This is a genomic window from Enterobacter hormaechei subsp. hoffmannii (assembly GCF_001729745.1).
GTDB lineage: Bacteria > Pseudomonadota > Gammaproteobacteria > Enterobacterales > Enterobacteriaceae > Enterobacter > Enterobacter intestinihominis.
This window is the reverse complement of record NZ_CP017186.1, coordinates 3601630-3628308: the sequence shown is the minus strand read 5'-3', so window position 1 is coordinate 3628308 and position 26679 is coordinate 3601630. Positions and strand designations below refer to the sequence as shown.

Here is a 26679-nt window from a genome sequence, read left to right as displayed (position 1 = left end):
CTCAGGCTGTTGCGATTGTCCGTTGGCAACGATGCGTTGTGAATTGCTAGAGTCGAGATCCCAGAGGTATTGATAGGTGGAATCAACTTCGGTTGATTAACACGATTTACACCAACCTGCGTTTTACGCAGGTTTTTTTTTGCCTGTAAGTTCAACCTGTAACAGCAAAAGAGATTATTCACACCTGGTTGCACTTCGGCTCATTCCCTTGCGTTTTCCTGCTGGCGAAGCCTGTCGCCGGAGGCCACAATCAAGATCCCAGAGGTATTGATTGGTGAGAATTCCTGGTACGTTTTCGTACTCTTCACTTGCACCAACCTGCGCGGATGCGCAGGTTTTTTTTCGCCTCTGTTTTTGCTATCGCTCCCTCACTACTTCTCGTGTAATCTGCCACCATTTATACCTTTCACACTGGCTGGCAAAGGGAGTTGAAATGCTTTTTGGGTTCTTCCGCACACTGTTTCGTGTCCTGTTTCGCATTCGCGTGACTGGCGATACGCAGGCACTCTATAGCGAGCGTGTTCTTATCACACCGAATCACGTCTCTTTTCTTGATGGCGTATTGCTGGCGCTGTTTTTGCCCGTGCGGCCCGTCTTTGCGGTGTACAGCTCCATCAGTGAAAAATGGTACATGCGCTGGCTCAGGCCGCTGATTGATTTTGTCCCGCTCGACCCTACCAAACCGATGATGATTAAACATCTGGTGCGTCTGATTGGGCAGGGGCGTCCGGTGGTTATCTTCCCGGAAGGGCGGATTTCAGTGACGGGCTCCCTGATGAAAATTTACGACGGCGCCGGTTTTGTCGCGGCGAAGTCTCAGGCCACCGTCGTGCCGCTACGCATCGACGGGGCTGAGCTGACCTTTTTCAGCCGTCTGAAAGGGCTGGTGAAGCAGCGTCTGTTCCCGAAAATTACGCTGCATATATTACCGCCGACGTCACTGCCGATGCCCGAGGCGCCGCGCGCGCGTGACCGCCGTAAAATCGCCGGGGAAATGCTGCACCAGATTATGATGGAAGCGCGCATGGCCGTACGCCCGCGCGAAACGCTGTATGAATCGTTGCTGTCGGCGCAGTATCGCTACGGTGCGAAGAAAAACTGCATCGAAGACATCAACTTTACGCCGGATACCTACCGTAAGCTGTTGACCAAAACGCTGTTTGTCGGGCGTATCCTGGAAAAGTACAGCAAACAGGGCGAAAAGATCGGCCTGATGCTGCCAAACGCGGGTATCAGCGCGGCGGTGATCTTTGGTGCCGTCTCCCGGGGCCGCATTCCGGCGATGATGAACTACACGGCGGGCGTGAAAGGGCTCTCCAGCGCGATTACTGCAGCACAAATCAACACCATCTTTACCTCCCGCCAGTTCCTGGACAAAGGCAAGCTGTGGCACCTGCCGGAACAGCTGACGCAGGTGCGCTGGGTGTTCCTGGAAGATCTGAAAGCAGACGTCACGACCGCCGACAAGCTGTGGATTTTCGCGCACCTGCTGATGCCGCGTCTGGCGCAGGTTAAGCAGCAGCCGGAGGATGATGCCATTATCCTCTTTACCTCCGGCTCTGAAGGCAACCCGAAAGGTGTGGTTCATAGCCACAAAAGCATTCTGGCAAACGTCGAACAGATTAAAACCATCGCTGACTTTACCGCCAACGATCGCTTTATGTCGGCGCTGCCGCTGTTCCACTCATTTGGTTTGACCGTGGGTCTCTTTACGCCGCTGCTGACCGGTGCCGAGGTGTTCCTCTACCCAAGCCCGCTGCACTACCGCATTGTGCCGGAGCTGGTTTATGACCGTAACTGCACGGTGCTGTTTGGGACGTCCACCTTCCTCGGAAACTACGCGCGCTTCGCCAACCCGTATGATTTCTTCCGCGTGCGCTACGTGGTGGCGGGGGCGGAAAAACTCCAGGACAGTACGCGCCAGATCTGGCAGGACAAGTTTGGCCTGCGGATTCTGGAAGGCTATGGCGTGACGGAGTGCGCGCCGGTGGTCTCCATCAACGTTCCGATGGCGGCGAAACCGGGAACGGTTGGCCGCATTCTGCCGGGGCTGGACGCGCGTCTGCTGGCGGTACCGGGTATTGAAGACGGCGGACGTCTTCAGCTGAAAGGGCCGAACGTCATGAACGGCTATCTGCGTGTGGAAAACCCGGGCGTGCTTGAGGCGCCGACGGCCGAGAACGTCAATGGCGAGGTTGAAACGGGCTGGTACGACACGGGCGATATCGTGCGCTTCGACAATCAGGGCTTCGTGCAGATCCAGGGACGTGCAAAACGCTTCGCCAAGATCGCCGGGGAAATGGTCTCTCTTGAAATGGTCGAGACGCTGGCGACCGCAGTCTCGGCGGAGAAAATGCATGCGACCGTGGTGAAAAGTGATGCCAGTAAAGGTGAGGCGCTGGTGCTCTTTACTACTGACGGTGAACTGAAGCGTGATGCGCTTCTCAGGTATGCGCGCGAACATGGTATCCCCGAGCTGGCGGTCCCCCGCGATATTCGTTACCTCAAACAGTTACCGGTGCTGGGCAGCGGTAAACCCGATTTTGTGACCCTGAAGGGCATGGTTGAAGAGGCGGAACAGCATAATGCGTGAGTCAGTACACACTAACACTTCAATCTGGTCGAAAGGCATGATGGCGGTTATCGCCGCCCAGTTTCTTTCCGCGTTCGGCGATAACGCGTTGCTGTTTGCTACGCTGGCGTTGCTGAAAGCTGAGTTTTATCCCGACTGGAGCCAGCCGATCCTACAGATGGTGTTTGTGGGTGCTTACATTGTATTTGCGCCGTTTGTTGGCCAGGTGGCGGACAGCTTCCCCAAAGGTCGGGTCATGATGTTTGCCAACAGTCTTAAGCTTCTGGGCGCGGCAAGCATCTGCTTTGGTATCAACCCGTTTGTTGGCTACACGCTGGTAGGCATTGGCGCGGCAGCTTACTCCCCGGCGAAGTACGGCATTCTGGGTGAGCTCACCACCGGCGATAAGCTGGTGAAGGCCAACGGCCTGATGGAGTCCTCCACCATTGCGGCGATTCTGCTGGGTTCGGTGGCGGGCGGCGTGCTGGCAGACTGGCATGTACTCGCCGCGCTTGGCATCTGTGCCCTGATGTACGGTGGCGCGGTGATCGCCAACCTGTTTATCCCCAAACTGGCCGTGGCGCGTCCGGGACAATCCTGGCGCTTCGGGCCAATGACCGGCAGCTTCTTCAACGCCTGCCGCGTACTGTGGCGTAACGGTGAAACACGCTTCTCGCTGATGGGCACCAGCATGTTCTGGGGGGCCGGCGTTACGCTGCGTTTCCTGCTGGTGCTGTGGGTGCCGGTGGCGCTGGGCATAACAGACAACGCCACGCCGACCTACCTGAATGCCATGGTCGCCGTCGGGATTGTGGTCGGGGCCGGGGCTGCGGCCAAACTGGTAACGCTTGAAACCGTTGCGCGCTGCATGCCTGCAGGGATCCTGATCGGCGTCGGCGTTCTGTTCTTCTCCCTGCAACATGCCATATTGCCAGCCTATGCCCTGTTGTTACTGATCGGCGTATTAGGCGGTTTCTTTGTGGTGCCGCTCAACGCGCTTTTGCAGGAGCGCGGCAAGCAGACCGTCGGGGCTGGCAACGCCATTGCGGTGCAAAACCTTGGCGAAAACATGGCGATGCTGCTGATGCTGGGGATTTACTCGCTGGCGGTAAAAGCAGGTGCGCCGGTTGTGGCAATCGGGGTGGGGTTTGGCGCACTGTTTGCGCTGGCGATTACCGGGCTGTGGGTCTGGCAGCGTCGTCGTTGAATTGTGCGGCCTGATGCCCTCACCCCGGCCCTCTCCCACGGGGAGAGGGTGAAAACCCTAAAAACGGCAACGCACGTTGCCGTTTTGCTTTTATTACGGTGCCGGGTAGGTATAAACCTGATGCACCGCTTCAATCTCCGCTAATACCTCTTCACTCAGGTTCAGATGGAAACTCTCAATATTGGTTTTCAACTGATCCATCGTCGTTGCGCCGAGCAGGGTACTCGCCACAAACGGCTGACGACGCACGAAGGCCAGCGCCATCTGCGCCGGATCGAGTCCGTGACGCTTCGCGATATCCACATAGGCCGCCACGGCTTTTTGCGTCTGCTCGCCGCTATAGCGGGTGAAGCGGCTGAAAAGCGTGTTACGCGCGCCAGCCGGTTTCGCGCCGTTCAGGTATTTGCCCGTCAGGGTTCCGAAGCCCAGGCAAGAGTAGGCGAGCAGCTCCACCTCTTCGTACTGCGTCACTTCCGCGAGACCCACTTCATAACTGCGGTTCAGCAGGCTGTACGGATTCTGGATGGTCACGATCCGCGGCAGGTCGTGTTTATCAGCCAGATGCAGATAGCGCATTACGCCAAACGCCGTCTCGTTGGAAACGCCGATGTAGCGGATCTTACCCGCGCGCTGGCATTCCGTAAGCGCCTCCAGTGTTTCCAGCAGGGTGACGGCCGGAGCACTCTCGTTCCAGGTGTAGCCAAGCTTACCGAAGCAGTTCGTCGGACGCTGCGGCCAGTGCACCTGATAAAGATCGAGATAGTCGGTTTGCAGGCGCTTGAGGCTGGCATCCAGCGCAGCACGGATATTCTTGCGATCGAGGATCTGGTTAGGGCGGATCCCGGCATCGTTATTACGGGAAGGGCCGCTAACCTTAGAAGCGATGACCAGCTTTTCGCGATTGCCGCGTTTCGCCAGCCAGTTGCCGACATACGTTTCGGTAAGACCTTGAGTTTCCGGGCGGGGAGGAACTGGGTACATCTCCGCCACGTCAATCAGGTTAATGCCCTGGCTGACGGCGTAATCGAGTTGTGCATGGGCATCGGCTTCGCTGTTTTGTTCACCAAATGTCATGGTGCCTAACCCCAGCTGGCTGATCTCCAGAGCGCTATGGGGGATACGGTGATAATGCATAGCCGGTTTCCTTTTTTAGACATACAGACCGCGTCAGGAACCTCCCGACAAAGGAATATAAACATGGCAGAGGGAAGGCAAAAGGGGAAGGAAAAAATCAAAAAGGCCAGCAAGCTACTGACCTTTATCTGTTTAACGCTCGATGATCTGGGAGACTTCGTCGCGATTAATTTGCATTTGATTGCCTTCGCGATCGCGGTAACTCACCAGACCGGTATCGTCGTCGACTTCGGGTTTGCCATCGGTCAGGATCATACGACCATCTTTCGTTGACATGACATAGTCGCTGCTACAACCCGATACCGCAAACGCTAAACCGACTGCTGAGATAATTACTGCCCATTTTTTCATCGTTCTTATCCTCACCTGGCTCGTATCAAATCATAGTGTAGTAATAACCTGATATTACGACAGGTGAAAGGGGGGAAATCTTAAAAAGGAGGAGATTATGTTAGCCGGAGCGCAAAATTGGTAAAAAACTATGTTTTCAACAGGAAGTGTCGTGCCAGCAGTGCACCGGTGAAATTCTTTTTAAGATAGAAGCCGCGCGGCAGCGTCAGGATCGGTTCGCCCTGTGCACCTACCGCTTCAGTGAGCGCTTTGCTGTTGGCGGCTTTGGGACGGAGTTGCAGCACTTCGCCATGCCGGGCGGTGATCTGCTCAACCTGTCCCAGCACAATCATGTCCATCAGCTCTTCCCAGTCCTGGGAAAGCTGTCTCTCTTCTTCTTCATCCGGGCTCCAGAGCAGCGGGGCGCCAACGCGACGCTCTGCCAGCGGGATCTGCCTGTCACCCTCAACGGGTACCCACAACACCCGCTTCAGCTTATGCCTGACGTGGCTGGTTTCCCATGTCACTCCGCTATTACCCGTTAGCGGCGCAACGCAGACAAAGGTAGTTTCCAGTGGCTGCCCCAGGCTATCAATGGGGATCGTCTTCAGTTCCACCCCCAGCGCCGCAAAATCTTGCTCGGGTTTACTGCCCGCGCTTGCGCCCAGCCAACGTTCAAGCAACACGCCGATCCAGCCTTTATCGCGCTTCAGATCGTTGGGTATCGTCAACCCCGCCATCACGGCCAGCTCGCCCAGTGCATAGCCTGCCAGACGTTGTGCCTGCTGGAGCAACTGGGCTTCACTGACGGGAGGAGAGAGCAGTGGGGCGAGAGAATGCATGCTGACAACCTTTTGGTTAAAAAATGAACTGATATTTTATCCCTTGTGGATAGAGTTTACTTTTTTCTGAGTTCATATTCCATGTGGATGATTTATATTATGTTTTTTAGGAATGTATCCCGTCGCGCCATGGCTAAAAAACAGGTTGTGCAATTCTGGTCACTGACAATAAACAGGATCTTACACCATGTTATCCACAGAAAAATGGGATAACTGCGAATAACCGCCACTACTGTTTCAATTTACAGCCTTGACGTGCGATGAAAATCGAATTTTCACACAAATTGTGCCTAACTTATTGGCACAATCTGTGGATAAAACCGACGCTGTTCGATCTTTCATCACCAGGAAGATCTTTGATGTGACGATCGTCACGTTAATCGCCTTTGATACCCTAAATTTACGTTTAACTAGATGAATTTAAATAATTTATTTTAAGTGATGAAAATTGCCGATTCGCCGGGCCACAAGGTTGTTCATCGGTAATTCCATACTTCTTCACAACTATATCCACAGAAAAGGTGAATAAAAATGGTCTCAGTCGCCCTCATCTGTTTATAACTCCTCACAAAATTGTGAGTTATTCAAATGTTATTAGGTTGCAGGCCTGTAAGAGAGTGGTTTACCGCCTCCCTGTAGTGTGAAACAATCATTCATATATCAGATTTAGTTTGGGGTAGTCCGGTGATTGATGACGATGGCTACCGCCCAAACGTAGGAATAGTAATTTGTAATCGTCAGGGCCAGGTGATGTGGGCCCGGCGATATGGTCAGCACTCCTGGCAGTTCCCGCAAGGCGGGATCAATCCTGGAGAGTCCCCAGAACAAGCGATGTACCGGGAGCTGTTTGAAGAGGTTGGTTTAAGCCGAAAAGATGTTCGCATCCTGGCTTCGACCCGCAACTGGTTGCGTTACAAGTTACCGAAACGTTTGGTGCGTTGGGACACAAAGCCGGTTTGTATCGGCCAGAAACAGAAGTGGTTTCTTTTGCAGTTGGTGGGCAACGATTCAGATATCAATATGCAAACCAGCAGCACGCCAGAGTTTGATGGCTGGCGCTGGGTAAGCTACTGGTATCCGGTTCGTCAGGTCGTGTCATTCAAGCGCGATGTATACCGTAGGGTGATGAAAGAGTTCGCAAGTGTCGTGATGCAGCTTCAGGAGACGACTCCGAAGCCACAGAGCGCACCTGCCTGGCGACGTAAAAGAGGTTAAGCTACGCAAATCATGCTCACCCGCTTGCGAGAAATAGTTGAAAAGGTCGCCAGTGCGCCTCGCCTCAACGAGGCGCTGAATATTCTGGTGACGGACATCTGTCTTGCGATGGAAACCGAGGTCTGTTCGGTCTACCTGGCCGACCATGACCGACGTTGCTACTACCTTATGGCAACCCGCGGATTAAAAAAACCACGGGGACGTACCGTCACGCTCGCGTTTGATGAAGGTATTGTTGGCCTGGTCGGGCGACTGGCGGAGCCAATCAACCTTGCCGATGCGCAAAAACACCCCAGCTTCAAATATATCCCTTCCGTCAAAGAAGAGCGTTTCCGCGCGTTTCTTGGCGTACCGATTATTCAGCGCCGCCAGCTGCTTGGCGTGCTTGTTGTTCAGCAGCGCGAGCTGCGCCAGTACGATGAGAGCGAGGAGTCCTTCCTCGTCACGCTGGCAACGCAGATGGCGGCGATCCTCTCTCAGTCCCAACTGACAGCCCTTTTTGGTCAGTATCGTCATACGCGTATTCGCGCGCTTCCGGCCTCGCCGGGGGTCGCTATTGCCGAAGGCTGGATGGATGCCACGCTCCCGCTGATGGAGCAGGTCTACGAAGCCTCGACGCTGGATGAAGCGCTTGAGCGCGAACGGCTCACCGCTGCGCTGGAAGAGGCGGCGAATGAGTTTCGTCGCTACAGCAAACGCTTTGCCGCTGGCGCGCAAAAAGAGACGGCGGCCATTTTCGATCTCTACTCACACCTGCTTTCCGATGCGCGTTTGCGTCGTGAGTTATTTGCCGAGGTCGATAAGGGGTCGGTGGCAGAGTGGGCGGTTAAAAAGGTCATTGAAAAATTTGCCGAGCAGTTTGCGGTACTGACTGACGGCTATCTGAAAGAGCGCGCCGGCGATTTACGCGCGCTTGGGCAACGTCTGCTGTTCCACCTCGATGATACTATTCAGGGGGCGAATGCCTGGCCGAACCGGTTTGTGCTGGTGGCCGATGAACTCTCGGCGACGACGCTGGCGGAATTACCGCAGGACAGGCTGGCGGGCGTGGTGGTGCGCGATGGCGCAGCTAACTCTCATGCCGCCATTATGGTGCGTGCGCTCGGTATTCCGACCGTGATGGGGGCGGATATTCAGCCCTCCGTACTGCATCGCCGCACGCTGGTGGTGGACGGATATCGCGGTGAGTTGCTGGTGGATCCTGAGCCGGTTCTCCTTCAGGAGTACCAGCGTCTTATCAGCGAAGAGAATGAATTAAGCAAGCTGGCGGAAGATGACGTCAACCTGCCCGCGCAGCTCAAGAGCGGTGAGCGGGTGAAGGTGATGCTCAACGCGGGATTAAGCCCCGAGCATGAAGAGAAGCTCGGCAGCCGCATCGATGGCATTGGTCTCTACCGCACCGAAATACCGTTCATGCTGCAAAGCGGCTTCCCGTCAGAAGAGGAGCAGGTTGCGCAGTATCAGGGCATGTTGCAGATGTTTAACGACAAACCCGTCACGTTGCGCACCCTCGACGTCGGCGCGGATAAGCAACTGCCCTATATGCCCATCAGTGAAGAGAATCCCTGCCTCGGCTGGCGTGGGATCCGCATTACCCTCGATCAGCCGGAAATTTTCCTTATCCAGGTTCGTGCGATGCTGCGTGCCAACGCGGCCACGGGGAATCTCAGCATTTTGCTGCCGATGGTCACCAGTATTGACGAGATCGACGAAGCGCGGCGGTTGATTGAACGTGCAGGGCGCGAAGTGGAAGAGATGATCGGCTACGCGATCCCTAAACCCCGTATTGGCGTGATGCTGGAAGTGCCTTCGATGGTCTTTATGTTACCGCAGCTGGCAACCCGCGTTGATTTTATCTCCGTTGGCACCAACGACTTAACGCAATACATTCTGGCGGTCGATCGCAACAATACCCGCGTGGCCAGTATCTACGACAGCCTGCATCCGGCGATGCTTCGTGCCCTGGCGATGATCGCCCGCGAAGCCGAGCAGCATAATATCGACCTGCGCCTGTGCGGTGAAATGGCCGGCGATCCGATGTGCGTGGCGATCCTGATTGGCCTCGGTTTCCGTCACCTGTCAATGAACGGACGTTCCGTTGCGCGCGTGAAATACCTGTTACGTCACATCGAACAAGATGAGGCGCATGAGCTGGCCGCGCGTAGCCTGGAAGCACAGCTGGCAGCCGAAGTGCGCCATCAGGTGGCGGCGTTTATGGAGCGACGCGGCATGGGCGGTTTGATCCGCGGCGGCCGCTGATCCCCACAAAATAATGACTGCTCGGACGACCCCCTCTCCCTTGAGGAAGAGGAATGGGGTGAGGGGGAACAGCGCGCATAAAACCCTATACACATCTTTTACATCTCAGGCGCATCCTCCGCGCCTGCCTTATGCTATGATTCGCAACTTTGGAGCACCTGCCAACGGCGGGAATGCAATTCAGCCGCTGTCCACTTTCAGCGGAATAACAACATCTTGTGGTGACAGATGAACAGTGGTTATCTGCATTTTCCGGAATTCGATCCGGTTATTTTCTCAATAGGACCTGTAGCGCTTCACTGGTACGGACTGATGTACCTGGTGGGCTTCGTCTTTGCCATATGGCTTGCTGGTCGTCGCGCCAGTCGTCCGGGCAGCGGCTGGACGAAGAACGAAGTGGAAAACCTGCTTTATGCTGGCTTTCTTGGCGTATTCCTGGGCGGGCGCATCGGCTATGTCCTGTTCTACAACTTCCCGGTATTCCTGAACGACCCGCTCTATCTGTTCCGCGTCTGGGACGGCGGCATGTCCTTCCACGGCGGACTGATTGGTGTGATCCTCGTGATGGTGATCTTCGCCAAACGCACCAAACGTAACTTCTTCCAGGTGGCTGATTTTATTGCGCCATTAATCCCGTTTGGGCTGGGTGCAGGGCGTCTGGGCAACTTCATCAACGGTGAACTCTGGGGGCGTGTCGATCCGAGCGTGCCGTTTACCATGCTGTTCCCGGGCTCCCGCGCAGAGGATATCGCGCTGCTGCCTTCGCATCCTGAGTGGCAGTCCATTTTCGATACCTACGGCGTTCTGCCGCGTCATATGTCTCAGCTTTATGAGCTGGCGCTGGAAGGTGTGGTGCTGTTTATCATCCTGAATCTGTATATCCGCAAACCGCGCCCAATGGGGGCAGTCTCTGGTCTGTTCCTGATTGGCTACGGCGCGTTTCGTATCATCGTCGAGTTCTTCCGCCAGCCGGATGCACAGTTTACCGGCGAGTGGGTACAGTACATCAGCATGGGGCAGATCCTCTCCATTCCGATGATTGTCGCGGGTGCCATTATGATGATTTGGGCGTATCGTCGTCGTCCACAGCAACAACTTTCCTGAGGAATCATGAAACAGTATCTTGAATTGATGAAAAAAGTGCTCGACGAGGGCACGCCGAAAAACGACCGCACCGGCACCGGTACGCTCTCCATTTTTGGCCACCAGATGCGCTTCAATCTGCAAGAAGGCTTCCCTCTGGTGACGACGAAGCGCTGCCATCTGCGCTCGATCATTCATGAACTGCTCTGGTTCCTGCAAGGCGATACCAACGTTGCTTATCTCCATGAAAACAATGTCTCCATCTGGGACGAGTGGGCAGATGAGAACGGCGACCTGGGGCCGGTTTACGGCAAGCAATGGCGCGCGTGGCCTACCCCGGACGGCCGCCATATCGACCAGATCACGACCGTCATGAACCAGCTGAAAAATGACCCGGACTCGCGCCGTATCATTGTTTCTGCCTGGAACGTGGGTGAACTGGATAAAATGGCGCTGGCGCCTTGCCACGCGTTTTTCCAGTTCTACGTGGCGGACGGCAAACTCTCCTGCCAGCTGTATCAACGCTCCTGCGACGTGTTCCTCGGCCTGCCGTTTAACATCGCCAGCTACGCGCTGTTAGTGCACATGATGGCGCAGCAGTGCGATCTTGAAGTGGGCGATTTTGTCTGGACGGGCGGTGATACCCACCTCTACAGCAATCATATGGAACAGACGCATCTCCAGCTGACGCGCGAACCGCGTGCATTGCCGAAGCTTGTGATCAAACGCAAACCGGACTCGATCTTCGATTACCGTTTTGATGACTTCGAGATTGAAGGCTACGACCCGCATCCTGGCATCAAAGCCCCTGTCGCCATCTGATACGGCGAATCCTGACACAACCGGTGCTCTTTAGCGCCGGTTTTTTTTCGCGCTCGTTTTGTTCTTCGAGCCTGTTTCCAGAGACGATGTAACGCGTTGCAACGGGTGAAAATCTCCGGAAAGCGGCTCGTAATGTTCTGGTTTAACGCTCGCGCCTTTTCTGCCATTCCGCCACACTTCCGCCATGAAAAACGAACATGGCTTTACGCTTATCGAAACCCTTTTCGCCATCTCGCTGGTTGTGATCCTCAGCGCGACGGGTCTTTATGGCTGGGACAGCTGGCAACAGCGGCAGCGGCTCTGGCAGACAGCCTGTCAGGTGCGGGATTACCTGGCGTTCTTGCGAAACGACGCAAATCGTCACAACAGCGAGCACAGGATCGCGCTTCACGCTGACGGGAATCAGGCCTGCCTTGTCAGCGCTGTGGTCCCGGGCTGCGACAGCGGCGGCCCGTTCGTGATGAAACCGTTATGGCCGGAGGTCACGCTGAGCGACGTAACGCCTGCGCTGGGATTTTACGGCTTAAGGGATACCGCATGGGCCGGACATATTCGCGTGCAGAGCCGCGCCGGTGCGTGGTGGGTTATTGTCTCAAATGGCGGACGTATCAGGCTGTGTGATGCCGCAGGAGAAGGTGCATGCCAGTAAAACAAAAAGGGTTCTCCCTGCTGGAGGTCCTGATTGCGATGACGATAAGCAGTATTCTGTTACTCAGCACGTCACGTTTTTTACCGGGGCTACAGCGGGGTGTTTTACTGCAATCCGGGCAACGGGAGCTGGAAGATGAGGTGTGGCAACGCCTGCTTGCGATGGGTAAACAGCTCCAGCGAGCAGGATACTGTGCAGGGCATTGTCAGGGGCAAGGGTTAATTATCGGCAGGCAAGGGCGATGTGCAATTGTGCAGTGGGATGCAAACAGCAACGGCCAGTGGGATAGCACCGCGTCAGAAAATGACAGCACGGGATTTCGGCTTGAAGCCGGAACGCTCGAAACGCTGCGGGGCGCGACATCCTGTGAAGGTAAGGGATGGGATAAGCTCACCGACCCAGATCGGGTCCTGATAGAGCAGTTTATGGTCACTAAAACCGATCGTGCTGGTTTTGCACCGGTAATCAATGTCGAGCTGCGTGCCCGCCGCAAAGGTGAACTGACTGCACCCTTTTCGGCTCGCCACACCGTAACGGGGTTTAATCTGTGAATCGTCAGCGGGGCATGTCATCGCTGGCGCTGGTCTTGCTATTGCTGGTGCTCGGCACGCTGATCCTCACCGGATTAAACCAGCAGTTGCAAACCTTTAGTACGTTGGTGAATGGCGAGAGTTTGTCTGTTCGCCAGCAGGCTGCCTTGCAATCTGCACTGGAGTGGGGACGCGTTCAGGACTGGGCTTTACAGCCAGAGGTTCAGTGCAAGCAGACACAAGGTCTGCGGGTCTGTGTAAGGCTGTTTGAGGAGCGTGTTTTGCTTATTGCCGGAAATGACGATCTGTTGCTATGGCGAGGCGGGGATATCGCGGAAGGACAAATACGCTTTTCTGCCCACGGCTGGAGCGACTTCTGCCCCCTTAAGGAAAGTGCGCTATGTCAGTTACCCTGAGCAGACAAAAAGGATTTAGCATGGTTGAGGTTTTGCTGGCAATGATGTTGCTGGTTGTAGTTGTGACGGCGTTATCCGGATATCATCGCGCGCTGGCAGCCCGGTATGCGGCGCTTAGCCAGTATCGTCAGCTATGGCATCATGCGTGGAATCAGTCGCAGATCTCAACATTAACGCTCCCGCCGGGCTGGCAGGTCAGTCGGGGGCAGACAACACAGTCCGGATGTGTCAGCATCACGGTCACACTTATTTCTCCTCTGGGGCGGCAGGGCGCGTTGACGCGTCTGCATTGCCCGGTTAGCCGCTAGTCGGGAGCGTTTATGCTAAGGGTTTACCACTCAAATCGTCTGGATGTGCTGGAAGCACTGATGGAGTATATCGTTGAGCAAGAGCGTCTTGACGATCCATTTGAGCCAGAAATGGTGCTGGTGCAGAGCACCGGTATGGCGCAGTGGCTACAAATGTCCCTTTCGCAGAAGTTTGGCATTGCGGCGAATATCGATTTTCCGCTGCCCGCGAGCTTTATCTGGGAGATGTTTGTACGCGTCCTGCCGGATATTCCTGAGCAGAGTGCCTTCAACAAACAAAGCATGGCCTGGAAACTGATGACGCTGCTGCCGGACATGCTGGCGCATGATGAGTTCGCCATGCTGCGCCACTATCTGAATGACGACACCGACAAGCGCAAACTTTTTCAGCTGGCCTCACGCACTGCTGACCTCTATGACCAGTATCTGGTTTACCGCGCAGAATGGCTGATTCGCTGGGAAGCGGGAGAATTAGTCGATGGGTTACCGGAAGCGCAAATCTGGCAGGCGCCGCTCTGGAAAGCGCTGGTCGAGCATACCGGGCAGCTCGGTCAGCCTAAATGGCACCGTGCTAACTTGTACGATCGCTTTATCTCAACACTCGAGAACACTGCAGAACGGCCAGCCCGTTTGCCGTCACGCGTGTTCATTTGCGGTATCTCCGCGCTGCCGCCTGTCTACCTGAACGCGCTAAAAGCGCTCGGTAAGCACATTGATATCCATATCCTCTTTACCAACCCATGTCGGCACTATTGGGGAGATATTCAGGATCCGCGCTGGCTTTCACGGCTGGTCACCCGCCAGCGTAAACGCCTCTTTGAGGAACGCGCCGTGCCGCTGTTTAAAGACAGTGAAAACGCGGCGCAGCTTTTCGATGAAGAGGGGATTCAGAACCTGCCGAACCCGCTACTTGCCTCGTGGGGCAAGCTGGGGCGCGACTATATTTATCTGCTTTCAGATATCACCTCCTCGGGAGAGGGGGACGTGGACGCGTTTGCGGATATTACGCCGGACAGCCTGCTGCACAATATTCAGCTTGATATTCTGGATTTAGAAAACCGTGCCGTGGCCGGGATCACTGCCGAGGAGTTTGCGCGAAGCGATAAGAAGCGAAAACTGGATCCTGACGATCGCAGTATCGCGATCCACGTTTGCCACAGCCCACAGCGTGAAGTTGAAATTCTTCATGACCGCCTGTTGGCCATGTTGCAGGACGACCCAACCCTGACACCCCGCGAAATCGTGGTGATGGTGGCGGATATCGACAGCTACAGCCCGTTTATTCAGGCTGTATTTGGCAGCGCAACGGGCGACCGCTATCTTCCCTACGCGATCTCTGACCGCCGTGCTCGTCAGTCACACCCGGCGCTACAGGCCTTTATCAGCCTGCTTTCGCTGCCTGATAGCCGGTTTATCTCTGAGGATGTGCTGGCATTACTGGATGTGCCTGTTCTGGCCGCACGCTTCAGCATTAACGAAGAGGGCTTGCGCTACCTGCGCCAGTGGGTCAACGAATCCGGCGTCCGCTGGGGAATCGACGATGATAACGTCCAGGAGTTTGAGCTGCCTGCGACTGGCCAGCATACCTGGCAGTTTGGCCTGACGCGTATGCTGCTGGGGTATGCGATGGAGAGCATCCACGGCGAATGGAATGACGTGCTGCCGTACGATGAGTCCAGTGGGTTAATTGCGGAACTGGTTGGTCACTTAGCCTCGCTGCTGATGCAGCTCAACCGCTGGCGCCGTGCATTGATGCAGCCCCGTCCACTCGAAGAGTGGCTGCCGATTTGCCGCGAAATGCTGAATGACTTCTTCCTGCCGGACAGCGAAACGGAAGCCGCCATGGCGCTTATCGAGAAGCAGTGGCAGGCCATCGTTGATGAGGGGGTTAATTCGCACTATCACGAGGCGGTTCCCCTTTCGCTTCTGCGTGATGAGCTGACGCAACGTCTCGATCAGGAGCGCATCAGCCAGCGCTTCCTTGCTGGGCCGGTGAATATCTGCACCCTGATGCCGATGCGTTCAATCCCGTTCAAAGTAGTCTGTCTGCTTGGCATGAACGACGGTATTTATCCACGTGCGCTGCCACCCCTGGGCTTTGATCTCATGAGCGCACAGCCGAAGCGGGGCGACCGCAGCCGCCGCGATGATGACCGTTATCTCTTCCTTGAGGCGCTGATGTCTGCGCAAAGCAGGCTTTATATCAGCTATATCGGCCGTTCAATTCAGGACAACAGCGAGCGTTTCCCGTCCGTGCTGGTGCAGGAGCTGGTGGACTACATCGGGCAGAGTCACTATCTGCCGGGCGATGAGGCCTGTAACTGCGACGAAAGCGAACGTCGGGTGAAAGCGCATATTACCTGTCACCATAGCCGTATGCCGTTTGATCCTGTCAATTACGTTCCTGATGAACTGCAAAGCTACGCCCGCGAGTGGCTTCCCGCTGCGAAGAACGCGGGCACACCGCAAACCGATTTCATTCAGGCGCTCGAACCGCGCGCCATAGACACCCTTACGTTTGAGCAGCTGCAGCGCTTTTGGGCCCATCCGGTTCGGGCTTTTTTCCAGCAACGCTTGCAGGTGAACTTCCGCTCGGAAGAGAGCGAAATCCCTGATGCGGAACCGTTTATTCTTGATGGACTGGAGCGTTTTAAGCTTAATTCCCAGCTTTTGAATGCGCTGGTTGACGAAGAAGACGCCAGTAAACTGTTCCGACGTTACAGGGCGTCGGGATTACTGCCGTATGGTGCGTTCGGCGAAATCGTCTGGGATGCCCAGTGTGAGGAGATGCAAGCGCTTGCTGACCGGGTTATCGCGTGTCGGCAACCGGCGAGCAGCATTGAAATTGATCTCGATTGTAACGGTATGCACCTCAGCGGCTGGCTCACGCACGTGCAGTCTGACGGGCTGCTACGCTGGCGCCCATCTATGATCAGCGTTTCTCATGGCCTGCAACTCTGGCTCGAACATCTTGTCTACAGTGCGAGCGGTCACGAAGGCGAAAGCCGGTTGTTTGTACGTAAGGACGGCGAGTGGCGCTTCCCGCCGATGGAGCCTGAGCAGGCGTTGACGTATCTGTCGCTTTATATTGAAGGTTATCGTCAGGGCATGAACAAGCCTCTGCTTTTGCTGCCTGAAAGTGGGGGGGCATGGATAAAAGCCTGTTACGACGCGCAGAATGATGCCATGTTAACGGATGAGGCTTCGCTCCAGAAAGCGCGCAGCAAGTTTTTGCAGGCCTACGAAGGGAACATGATGGTACGTGGCGAGGGCGACGATGTCTGGTATCAACGTTTATGGCGAACGCTGGAGCCAGAATATTTCGACATTATCACGGAAGAGGCGCAACGCTACCTGTTACCGTTGTTCAAATTTAAGCAGTCCTGAGTGCTGTATAAAAATTGCACAGCACGGGGTGTTCATTTATGATGCACCTCTTATCACGGACTGATGTACCCAAAGAAAGAGATGCTGGCGTGTCCAGCACGCACGTTGTTAATGATGTAGCCGTGATAAAGAGGTCGTAATGCCAGGCAGCACCTTGTTCAAAGCGTTTGTTTTGTTTATCGCCCTTTGGGCTCCCGTCACTCAGGCCGATTCCGGTTGGCAACCTGTCCAGGAAACAATCCGTAAGAGCGATAAGGACACCCGTCAGTATCAGGCGATTCGTCTTGATAACGGGATGACCGTGCTGCTGGTTTCCGATCCTCAGGCGGTTAAATCGCTCTCCGCACTGGTTGTGCCGGTCGGATCGCTGGAAGATCCTGATGACCATCCGGGACTGGCGCACTACCTTGAGCACATGACGCTGATGGGGTCTAAAAAATACCCACAGCCTGACAGCCTGTCCGAATTTCTGAAAATGCATGGTGGCAGCCACAACGCCAGCACTGCGCCGTATCGTACCGCGTTTTACCTGGAAGTGGAAAATGATGCGCTTGACGGGGCGGTGGACCGTCTGGCGGATGCCATCGCCGCACCGCTGCTGGATAAAAAATATGCTGACCGGGAACGCAACGCCGTAAACGCCGAACTGACGATGGCGCGCACGCGAGACGGTATGCGCATGGCGCAGGTTAGCGCTGAAACCATCAATCCGGCGCACCCGGGTTCGCGCTTCTCAGGCGGCAACCTTGAAACGCTGAGCGACAAGCCGGGTAGCCCGGTGCTCGATGCGCTGCATGCGTTTCGTGAAAAATACTATTCCGCCAATCTGATGAAAGCGGTTATTTACAGCAATAAACCGTTGCCGACGCTGGCAAACATGGCTGCGCAGACCTATGGCAGGGTGCCAAATAAAAATATCGATCTGCCGCAGATTAACGTGCCGGTTGTCACGGACGCGCAAAAAGGCATTGTTATTCACTATGTGCCGGCCTTGCCGCGCAAGGTGTTACGCGTTGAATTCCGTATTGATAACAACACGGCGCAGTTCCGCAGCAAAACCGACGAGCTGGTGACTTATCTTATCGGTAACCGCAGCCCGGGTACGCTCTCCGACTGGCTGCAAAAGCAGGGGCTGGTGGAAGGTATTCGCGCTGACTCCGATCCCGTCGTAAACGGGAATAGCGGCGTGCTGGCCATCTCCGCGACGCTGACCGATAAAGGGCTGGCTCACCGTGACGACGTCGTTGCGGCCATTTTCAGTTATCTCTCTCTGCTGCGCGACAAAGGCGTCGATAAACGCTACTTCGACGAGCTGGCGCACGTGCTGGATCTCGATTTCCGCTATCCCTCTATTACGCGTGATATGGACTACGTCGAGTGGCTGGCAGATACCATGATCCGCGTGCCGGTGGAACATACGCTGGATGCGGTAAATATTGCCGATCAGTATGACGCCGGGGCGCTCAAAGCGCGTCTGGCGATGATGACTCCGCAGAATGCCCGCGTCTGGTATATCAGCCCGAACGAACCGCATAACAAAATGGCCTACTTCGTTGATGCCCCGTATCAGGTTGAAAAAATCAGCGAACAGACCTTCGCGGGCTGGCAGAAAAAGGCGGGGGAAATTGCGCTGAAGTTACCGGAGCTTAACCCCTACATCCCGGACGATTTCTCGCTGATCAAACCTGCAAAGGCCTATCCGCATCCGGAGCTGATTGTTGATGAGCCGACGCTGCGCGTGGTCTACACCCCAAGCCGCTATTTCGGCGACGAGCCAAAAGCGGATGTCAGCGTAGTGCTGCGTAATCCTAAAGCAATGGACAGCGCCAGAAACCAGGTGCTGTTTGCGCTTAACGATTATCTGGCCGGTATTGCCCTCGATCAGCTCAGCAACCAGGCTGCCGTTGGCGGTATCAGTTTCTCCACCAATGCCAATAACGGCCTGATGGTGAATGCCAACGGCTATACCCAGCGTTTGCCGCAGCTGTTCCAGGCGCTGCTGGACGGTTATTTCAGCTATACGCCTACGGAAGAACAGCTCGAGCAGGCTAAGTCCTGGTATGCCCAGATGATGGATTCTGCCGAGAAGGGTAAAGCCTACGATCAGGCGATTATGCCAGCACAGATGTTGTCCCAAATTCCTTATTTCCAGCGCGAAGATCGCCGCGCGTTATTGCCCTCAGTCACCTTAAAAGAGGTGCTGGCTTACCGTGATTCGCTGAAAACCAATACTCGTCCGGAGTTCCTGGTTGTAGGGAACATGAGCGAAGATCAGGCTAAAACGCTGGCACAAAACGTGCGTGCGCAACTGGGTTCAAAAGGCGATGAGTGGTGCCGTAACCAGGATGTGCTGGTAGAGAAAAAGCAGAATGCGATCTTCGAAAAAGCGGGAAGCAGCACGGATTCCGCGCTGGCCGCGGTGTTTGTCCCTGTCGGATATGACGAATTTACCAGCTCTGCCCAGAGTGCGGTGCTCGGTCAAATTATTCAGCCGTGGTTTTACAACCAGCTGCGCACCGAAGAGCAGCTGGGTTATGCGGTATTCGCTTTCTCGATGAATGTGGGCCGTCAGTGGGGGTTGGGCTTCCTTCTGCAAAGCAGCGACAAACAACCCGCTTACCTGTGGCAACGTTATCAGGCATTCTTCCCGCAGGCGGAAGCAAAACTGCGCGCCATGAAGCCGGAAGAGTTTGCCCAGATCCAGCAGGCGGTTATCGCCCAGGTGATGCAACCGCCGCAGACGCTGGGTGAAGAGGCCTCGCAGCTGAGCAAAGATTTTGATCGCGGTAATATGAAATTTGATTCGCGTGATAAAATAGTGGCCGAAATAAAACAGCTGACGCCACAAAAAGTTGCCGATTTCTTCCATCAGGCGGTAGTTAAACCGCAGGGTATGGCCATCCTGTCTCAGGTTTCTGGCAGCCAGAACGGGAAAACGGACTACGTAAAATCAAAAGAGTGGACCGTCTGGAAGAGCGTCAGCGCGCTGCAACAAACTATGCCCTGGAGTAAGAAAGAATGACCCATACCGCTGAGCCGCTTGATCCCCTAAGTTTACCTCTACAGGGTGAGCGACTGATTGAAGCCTCAGCGGGAACGGGAAAAACCTATACCATCGCCGCGCTCTATCTGCGTCTGCTGTTGGGGCTCGGCGGCAACGCCGCTTTTTCGCGCCCGTTAAGCGTGGAAGAGCTGCTGGTGGTAACTTTCACCGAAGCGGCCACTGCCGAGCTGCGTGGCCGTATTCGCAGCAACATTCATGAGCTGCGCATCGCCTGTCTGCGTCAGACGACGGATAACCCCCTCTACGCGAGCCTGCTGGACGAGATTGCGGATAAGCAACAGGCTGCGCAATGGCTGCTGCTGGCCGAACGGCAAATGGATGAAGCGTCCGTCTTCACCATTCACGGTTTTTGTCAGCGCATGCTGAGCCTGAATGCGTTTGAATCCGGCATGCTCTTTGAGCAGCAGCTTATTGAAGATGAATCCGAGCTTCGCTATCAGGCCTGTGCGGATTTCTGGCGTCGTCACTGTTATCCGTTGCAGCGCGACATTGCTGAAGCGGTTCACGCCCTGTGGAAAGGTCCGGAAGAGCTTCTTCGCGCCATCGACCGTTACCTGCAAGGCGAAGCGCCGGTCATTAAATCTCCTCCGCCTGCCGATGAAACGCTGGCCTCGCGCCATGAAAAGATCGTCGCCAAAATTACCGCGCTTAAGCAGAAGTGGAATGAGTCGGTTGGTGAAATTGATGCAATCATCGAAAACTCAGGCATCGACAGACGCAAGTTCAACCGTGGGAACCAGGGGAAGTGGATCGAAAAGATCAGCGCCTGGGCCCAGGAGGAGACGCGGGGTTACAAGCTTCCGGACGCACTGGAAAAATTTTCGCAGCGCTTTTTGACCGAGCGAACCAAAGCCGACGGTATTGTGCCTGAGCATCCCCTGTTTGTGGCGATTGAAGCGCTGCTTGCGGAGCCATTAACGCTCAATGACCTGATGATCACCCGCGCCATGACCGAGATCCGCCAGGCCGTCGCGCGCGAAAAACGTCGCCGGGGCGAGCTGGGGTTTGATGACATGCTGAGCCGCCTGGACGAGGCGCTGTCCAGCGAGAATGGTGAAGCGCTCGCCAGCGCGATCCGTACCCGTTTTCCGGTGGCGATGATTGACGAATTTCAGGACACCGACCCCCAGCAGTACCGCATTTTTCGTCGCATCTGGCGACAGCAGCCCGACACTGCCCTGCTGCTGATAGGCGACCCTAAACAGGCCATTTACGCCTTCCGTGGGGCAGATATCTTCACCTATATGAAAGCCCGTAGTGAGGTGGTCGCGCATTACACGTTAGATACCAACTGGCGCTCCGCTCCGGGGATGGTTGAGAGCGTCAATGCGCTGTTCAGCCGTATGGAGACGGCGTTTATGTTCAATGAAATCCCTTTCCTGCCGGTGAAATCCGCCCCAAAAAACGCATCCCTGCGCTTCGAAGTCAGCGGGGCGGTACAACCCGCCATGACCTTCTGGCTGCTTGAGGGGGAAGGCTATGGCGTTGCCGATTATCAGGCGGCGATGGCCCAGCACTGCGCCGCGCAAATCCGTGACTGGCTAAGCGCAGGCGCGCGCGGCGAGGCACTACTGTGGAAGGGGGAACAGGCATATCCTGTAAAGGCCTCTGATATTACCGTGCTGGTGCGCAGTCGTCAGGAAGCGGCGTTAATCCGCGATGCGCTAACGTTGCTGGATATTCCGTCAGTGTATCTCTCTAACCGCGACAGCGTGTTCGACACGCTGGAAGCCCAGGAAATGCTCTGGTTGCTTCAGGCGGTGCTGGCGCCGGAGCGCGAAAATACGCTTCGAAGCGCGCTGGCCAGTTCTATGCTGGGGTTGAACGCACGGGATATTGATGAACTCAACCATGACGAAAACGCATGGGATGCGGTGGTAGAAGAGTTTGTCCATTACCGTGAACGCTGGCAAAAGCGCGGCGTTATGGCGATGCTGCGCGAGCTGATGACACGGCGTCAGATTGCCGAAAATATGCTGGCGACATCCGGCGGTGAAAGGCGTCTGACCGATATTTTACACATCAGCGAACTGTTACAGGAAGCGGGTACCCAGCTTGAAAGTGAACATGCCCTTGTGCGTTGGCTGGCGCAGCAAATCGCGGATCCAAACAGTAACTCTTCAAGCCAGCAGATGCGTCTTGAGAGCGATAAGCATCTGGTGCAAATCGTCACCATTCACAAATCCAAAGGTCTCGAATATCCGCTGGTCTGGCTGCCTTTCATCGCGAACTACCGGGTTCAGGATCAGGCCTTTTACCATGACCGCGAGACTTTCGATGCGGTGCTCGATCTCAGCAAGGCGGAGACCAGCGTTGAACTGGCAGAAGCGGAGCGTCTGGCGGAGGATTTGCGCCTGCTTTACGTGGCGCTGACCCGTTCTGTCTGGCATTGCAGCCTGGGCGTCGCCCCGGTTTTCCGCCGTCGCGGGGAGAAAACAGGGGAAAGCGATTTCCATTTAAGCGCGTTAGGGCGGCTTATTCAGCGTGGCGAGCCGAAAGATGCGGCGGGGTTGCGCCTCTGCATTGAGTCGCTCTGCGGTGACGATATCGCGCTGCATATCCCGTCTCTGCCAGACAATAGCCGCTGGCAAATGGCGCAAGAGCCCGCGACCGATCTTAATGCGCGCCAGATCACGCGGGTGCTTGCCGACGACTGGCGCGTCACCAGCTATTCTGGCCTGCAACAGCATGGGCAAAGTATTGCGCTGGATCTCATGCCGAAGCTGGACGTGGATGCCGCAGGGGTGGGTGATATTCCGGTTGAACCGACGTTAACTCCGCATCAGTTCCCACGCGGCGCGTCGCCGGGCACCTTTTTGCACAGCCTCTTTGAAGAGCTTGATTTTACTCAGCCTGTCAGTGAGGAGTGGGTGCTGAAGATGTTACAGAGCGGGGGCTATGACGCGCACTGGCAGCCCGTTCTCACTGACTGGATCAACGCCATTTTGCAGGCGCCGCTGACTGAGCAGGGCTTCGCTCTTCGTCAGCTAACGGCCAGAAATAAACAGGTTGAGATGGAGTTTTATCTGCCTGTCGCAGGCCCGCTTAAGGCCGACGCGCTCGATGCGCTTATCCGTCAGTACGATCCGCTCTCAGCCGGTTGCCCGCCGCTGAACTTCCGTCAGGTGCAGGGCATGCTGAAAGGCTTTATCGACCTGGTCTTCCGTCACGAAGGACGGTACTACCTGCTGGATTACAAATCGAACTGGCTGGGCGAGAACAGCGAAGCCTATACCCAGCAGGCGATGGCGGCAGCCATGCAAATGCATCGCTACGATCTGCAATATCAGCTCTACACGCTAGCGCTGCACCGCTATTTGCGCCACCGTATTGCGGATTACCGCTACGACGATCATTTTGGTGGCGTCATCTACCTCTTCTTGCGCGGGGTCGACGCTGCCGATCCGCGCTCCGGGATCTTCAGCACCCGTCCGGATGCGGAATTGATTAATAAAATGGATAACCTGTTTGCAGCAAACACGGAGGAGATGGCATGACGATGCAGGACTTATTGCTGGAAGCGGTAGAGCAACGCGTGCTGCGTCAGCTGGATGTGCAGTTTGCCATGATGATTGCCGCTGACCAGCCCGCCGTGATGCTTGCCGCTGCCCTATTGAGTAAAGACGCCGGAGAGGGGCATGTGTGTCTGCCGCTCTCGCGTCTGGTTGTTGACGAGAAAATGCCGCCTGTCCTCCAGTCCTGCTTTGCGCTGCTGGGGGAGAGGGTGGACTGGCAGAAAATTTTGCGCGAATCGTCGGCCGTCGGGCCGGGAGAAAACCAGGCGCCGCTGATCCTGACGGGGGAGCGCTTATATCTGAACCGTCTGTGGCGAAACGAACTGACGGTAGCGCGTTTCTTTAGTGAGACCAACGCGCCGCTTCCCTGCGACGAAGCGCAGCTTCGCCAGACACTGGACAGGCTGTTTGACTCCGGTGAGCCTACAGACTGGCAGAAAGTGGCGGCGGCCGTCGCCCTGACGCGGCGGATTTCGGTGATTTCAGGTGGCCCGGGGACCGGGAAAACCACGACCGTCGCAAAGCTGCTGGCAGCCCTGATCCAGCTATCAGGCGAGCAGCGATGTCGTATTCGTCTGGCGGCGCCCACCGGGAAAGCAGCGGCGCGACTGACCGAATCACTGGGCGGTGCGATGCAACAGCTGCCGCTCACTCAGGAGCAGCTTGCGCTTTTCCCGGGTGAAGCGAGTACCCTGCACCGTCTGCTCGGCGCGCAGCCGGGTAGCCAGCGGCTGCGCTACCATGCGGGTAATCCGCTGCATCTGGACGTGCTGGTGGTGGATGAAGCCTCCATGATTGACCTGACCATGATGTCGCGCCTGATCGATGCTCTGCCGCCGCATGCGCGCGTGGTTTTCCTGGGCGATCGCGACCAGCTCGCCTCCGTGGAAGCCGGGGCGGTACTGGGGGATATCTGTACCTACGCCAGCTACGGTTATACCGCCGCGCGGGCGCAGGAGCTTGCCCGCCTGACCGGCTGCTCGCTTGAACCCGATCACTCGCCGGTCGCAGGCGCACTGCGTGACAGCCTGTGTCTGCTGCAAAAAAGCTACCGTTTCGGTAGCAACTCCGGCATCGGCCAGCTGGCTGCGGCGGTCAACCGTGGCGATCGGCATGCCACGCGCACGGTGTTTGACGGCTCTTTCACTGACATTGAAAAGAAATCGCTGCAAAGCGGGGAAGAGTATCAGGCTATGCTTGAGGAGGCTCTCCAGGGATACCAGCGTTTTCTGAGCTGCGTGCAGCAGCGCAGTCAGCCCGGGCAGGTCATTGCCGCATTTGGCGAATACCAGCTTCTGTGCGCATTGCGGGAAGGGCCGTTCGGCGTTGCGGGCCTGAACGACAGGCTGGAGCAGCTGCTGGTGCAGAAACGCAAAATTAACCGTCAGCAGCATTCGCGATGGTATGAAGGCCGGCCAGTGATGATCTCCCGCAACGACAGTACGCTGGGGCTGTTCAACGGGGATATCGGTATTGCGCTCGATCGCGGTAACGGTTTGCGCGTCTGGTTCCAGCTACCGGACGGCAGCGTGAAGTCCGTCCAGCCCAGCCGTCTGCCAGAGCATGAAACGGCATGGGCGATGACGGTACACAAGTCTCAGGGCTCAGAGTTCAACCATGCGGCGCTGATCCTGCCGACACAGCTTTCGCCGGTCGTAACCCGTGAGTTGGTCTACACCGCCGTTACCCGTGCGCGCCAGCGTCTGTCGCTGTATGCGGATGAACGCGTGCTGGGTCAGGCGATTGCCACTCGCACCGAGCGCAGAAGCGGATTAAGCGCGATTTTTGAATCTGTCTGAGTAATCACCCTCTCCGACAGGAGAGGGTGATTGTTATCCCAGGTCCGCCATTAACACCTTCGAGCGGCGCTGGTAGTTGTACATCTCTTTCTTACTTTCCGGCAGCGAATCAATATCCACCGGCGTGAAGCCGCGCTCCTGGAACCAGTGAATGCTGCGCGTGGTGAGCACGAACAGCTTGCTCAGACCCATCTGGCGCGCCTGTGCCGCCACGCGTTCAAGCAGCAGTTCCCCCCGCGAGGAGCTACGGTAATCCGGGTGCACGGCAACGCACGCCATTTCGCCAATCTGCTCTTCCGGGAACGGATAAAGCGCCGCACAGGCAATGGTCAGGTTATCTCGCTGGATGATGGTGAACTTGTCGATCTCCATCTCCAGCTGCTCGCGGGAGCGGCGAACCAGAATGCCCTGTTGTTCCAGCGGACGGATCAGCTCCAGAATGCCGCCGATGTCATTGATGGTGGCACGGCGGATCTGCTCGGCGCTCTCCATTACGATCTGCGTACCGATCCCGTCCCGGGAGAACAGTTCCTGCAACAGCGCGCCGTCTTCCTGATAGCTGATCAGGTGGCTGCGGCGTACCCCGCTGCGGCACGCTTTGACGGCGCCGCGCAGAAAACGCACGGTACCGGAATAGTAATCGCCTTGTGCTTCCAGCGCTTCGACGCGCGCCTGGGCTTCATTCGGAAAAAGTTCTGGCACAATCACGCCCTCATCGTTCACGACACCCTGTGAGGAGCAAAAGCCGATCATTTTTTCCGCTTTCAGCTTGATGGCCAGCTGGGTGGCAATCTCTTCCGAGGTCAGATTAAAACTTTCACCCGTTACGGAAACGGCAACGGGTCCCATCAGGACGATCGCGCCATTGTCTAACTGGCGGTGAATGGCTTCTTCATCAATGCGCCGGATGCGGCCGCTGTGGCAGTAATCCACGCCATCGTCCACGCCGAGCGGCTGAGCGATGATAAAGTTGCCGCTCACCACGTTGATGTGCGCGCCCTGCAGCGGCGTATTACTCAGGCTCATCGACAGGCGGGCGGTGATATCGAGCTGCAACAGACCCGCCGCCTGTTTGACCAGTTCGAGGGTTTTCGCATCCGTCACGCGGGTATGTTTGTGGTAGATCGGCTCATGGTGATGGGCGGCCAGGTTGGCTTCGATTTGCGGACGTGCGCCATACACCACCACCAAACGGATGCCGAGGCTGTGCAGCAGGCCGATATCATTGACGATACTGGAAAAGTTCTCATGCTCAATGGCTTCGCCGCCAAGCATGATGACAAAGGTTTTCCCCCGATGGGTGTTGATATAGGGAACAGAATGGCGGAATCCCTGGACCAGTTCGGTTCTGCGTTCCTTAACCATGACACAACCCTTAATGAATGTTTATTCGTTATTTATGTATTTTTATTCGATTGTGGCCGCGTGTGCAAGCCAAAATTTTCTGCGACACACAGAAAATAATAAGTAATCCGTGCGTTAACGTATGATTGTTTACCCTTTTATAGATGACAGTTTATGCGTCATTCGTTAAAGTTTTCGGTCAA

At 56.0% G+C, this 26679-nt stretch carries 18 protein-coding genes; 14 read left to right on the top strand and 4 right to left on the bottom strand.

Annotated features, from left to right (window positions below):
* The first annotated feature begins 433 nt into the window (after positions 1 to 433).
* Positions 434 to 2593: a bifunctional acyl-ACP--phospholipid O-acyltransferase/long-chain-fatty-acid--ACP ligase gene (gene aas, locus BFV65_RS17005; RefSeq protein WP_045620843.1), complete on the top strand. Its 2160-nt coding sequence runs from the start codon at positions 434 to 436 to the stop codon at positions 2591 to 2593.
* Positions 2586 to 3779 carry a lysophospholipid transporter LplT gene (gene lplT / locus BFV65_RS17000; protein ID WP_022649240.1) on the top strand — a complete coding sequence of 398 codons (1194 nt, stop codon included), beginning with the start codon at positions 2586 to 2588 and terminating at the stop codon, positions 3777 to 3779. Before aas ends, lplT begins: the two co-directional genes overlap by 8 nt.
* Positions 3780 to 3872: 93 nt before the next feature.
* Here the strand turns inward: lplT and BFV65_RS16995 are convergent, their stop codons facing one another.
* From BFV65_RS16995 to mutH, 3 genes are all read right to left on the bottom strand, one after another.
* Positions 3873 to 4913 carry an NADP(H)-dependent aldo-keto reductase gene (locus BFV65_RS16995; protein ID WP_015571754.1) on the bottom strand — a complete coding sequence of 347 codons (1041 nt, stop codon included), beginning with the start codon at positions 4911 to 4913 and terminating at the stop codon, positions 3873 to 3875.
* A 132-nt stretch (positions 4914 to 5045) separates the two neighbouring features.
* Positions 5046 to 5264 (bottom strand): YgdI/YgdR family lipoprotein, encoded by a 219-nt coding sequence (locus BFV65_RS16990; RefSeq protein WP_003862794.1) that lies wholly within the window; start codon positions 5262 to 5264, stop codon positions 5046 to 5048.
* Positions 5265 to 5392: 128 nt separating this feature from the next.
* Positions 5393 to 6085, bottom strand: coding sequence for a DNA mismatch repair endonuclease MutH (gene mutH, locus BFV65_RS16985; protein ID WP_069596917.1), 693 nt, complete (start codon positions 6083 to 6085; stop codon positions 5393 to 5395).
* A gap of 684 nt (positions 6086 to 6769) precedes the next feature.
* Here mutH and rppH point away from each other — a divergent pair.
* From rppH to recD, 12 genes are all read left to right on the top strand, one after another.
* Positions 6770 to 7300 (top strand): RNA pyrophosphohydrolase, encoded by a 531-nt coding sequence (gene rppH / locus BFV65_RS16980; protein ID WP_032622373.1) that lies wholly within the window; start codon positions 6770 to 6772, stop codon positions 7298 to 7300.
* Positions 7301 to 7312: 12 nt separating this feature from the next.
* A complete protein-coding gene (gene ptsP, locus BFV65_RS16975) occupies positions 7313 to 9559 on the top strand; it encodes a phosphoenolpyruvate--protein phosphotransferase (protein WP_023306854.1) in 2247 nt (748 codons plus the stop codon).
* A gap of 228 nt (positions 9560 to 9787) precedes the next feature.
* Positions 9788 to 10663 carry a prolipoprotein diacylglyceryl transferase gene (gene lgt, locus BFV65_RS16970; RefSeq protein WP_069596916.1) on the top strand — a complete coding sequence of 292 codons (876 nt, stop codon included), beginning with the start codon at positions 9788 to 9790 and terminating at the stop codon, positions 10661 to 10663.
* A 6-nt stretch (positions 10664 to 10669) separates the two neighbouring features.
* Complete coding sequence (thyA, locus tag BFV65_RS16965) at positions 10670 to 11464, top strand: thymidylate synthase (protein ID WP_006811817.1); 795 nt, start codon at positions 10670 to 10672, stop codon at positions 11462 to 11464.
* Between the two features lie 184 nt (positions 11465 to 11648).
* Positions 11649 to 12113 carry a prepilin peptidase-dependent protein gene (locus BFV65_RS16960; RefSeq protein WP_045308825.1) on the top strand — a complete coding sequence of 155 codons (465 nt, stop codon included), beginning with the start codon at positions 11649 to 11651 and terminating at the stop codon, positions 12111 to 12113.
* Positions 12104 to 12664 (top strand): prepilin peptidase-dependent protein, encoded by a 561-nt coding sequence (locus BFV65_RS16955; RefSeq protein ID WP_063152107.1) that lies wholly within the window; start codon positions 12104 to 12106, stop codon positions 12662 to 12664. The genes BFV65_RS16960 and BFV65_RS16955 overlap by 10 nt, the downstream gene beginning before the upstream one ends.
* Entirely contained in the window at positions 12661 to 13059 is a 399-nt protein-coding gene (locus tag BFV65_RS16950) for a DUF2509 family protein (RefSeq protein ID WP_032626037.1), read from the top strand. Before BFV65_RS16955 ends, BFV65_RS16950 begins: the two co-directional genes overlap by 4 nt.
* Positions 13044 to 13367, top strand: a complete 324-nt coding sequence (locus tag BFV65_RS16945) for a prepilin-type N-terminal cleavage/methylation domain-containing protein (RefSeq protein ID WP_023298509.1) — start codon at positions 13044 to 13046, stop codon at positions 13365 to 13367. The genes BFV65_RS16950 and BFV65_RS16945 overlap by 16 nt, the downstream gene beginning before the upstream one ends.
* A gap of 12 nt (positions 13368 to 13379) precedes the next feature.
* Positions 13380 to 16754, top strand: a complete 3375-nt coding sequence (gene recC / locus BFV65_RS16940; RefSeq protein ID WP_069596915.1) for an exodeoxyribonuclease V subunit gamma — start codon at positions 13380 to 13382, stop codon at positions 16752 to 16754.
* 139 nt (positions 16755 to 16893) lie between these two features.
* Complete coding sequence (gene ptrA / locus BFV65_RS16935) at positions 16894 to 19776, top strand: pitrilysin (protein WP_032626031.1); 2883 nt, start codon at positions 16894 to 16896, stop codon at positions 19774 to 19776.
* The gene (gene recB, locus BFV65_RS16930; RefSeq protein ID WP_069596914.1) at positions 19773 to 23315 is read left to right on the top strand and encodes an exodeoxyribonuclease V subunit beta; all 3543 of its coding nucleotides are present in this window, start codon (positions 19773 to 19775) and stop codon (positions 23313 to 23315) included. The genes ptrA and recB overlap by 4 nt, the downstream gene beginning before the upstream one ends.
* Positions 23312 to 25132: an exodeoxyribonuclease V subunit alpha gene (gene recD / locus BFV65_RS16925; protein ID WP_046618689.1), complete on the top strand. Its 1821-nt coding sequence runs from the start codon at positions 23312 to 23314 to the stop codon at positions 25130 to 25132. The genes recB and recD overlap by 4 nt, the downstream gene beginning before the upstream one ends.
* Positions 25133 to 25165: 33 nt before the next feature.
* Here the strand turns inward: recD and argA are convergent, their stop codons facing one another.
* Positions 25166 to 26497: an amino-acid N-acetyltransferase gene (gene argA, locus BFV65_RS16920; RefSeq protein WP_022649227.1), complete on the bottom strand. Its 1332-nt coding sequence runs from the start codon at positions 26495 to 26497 to the stop codon at positions 25166 to 25168.
* Positions 26498 to 26679 lie beyond the last annotated feature (182 nt).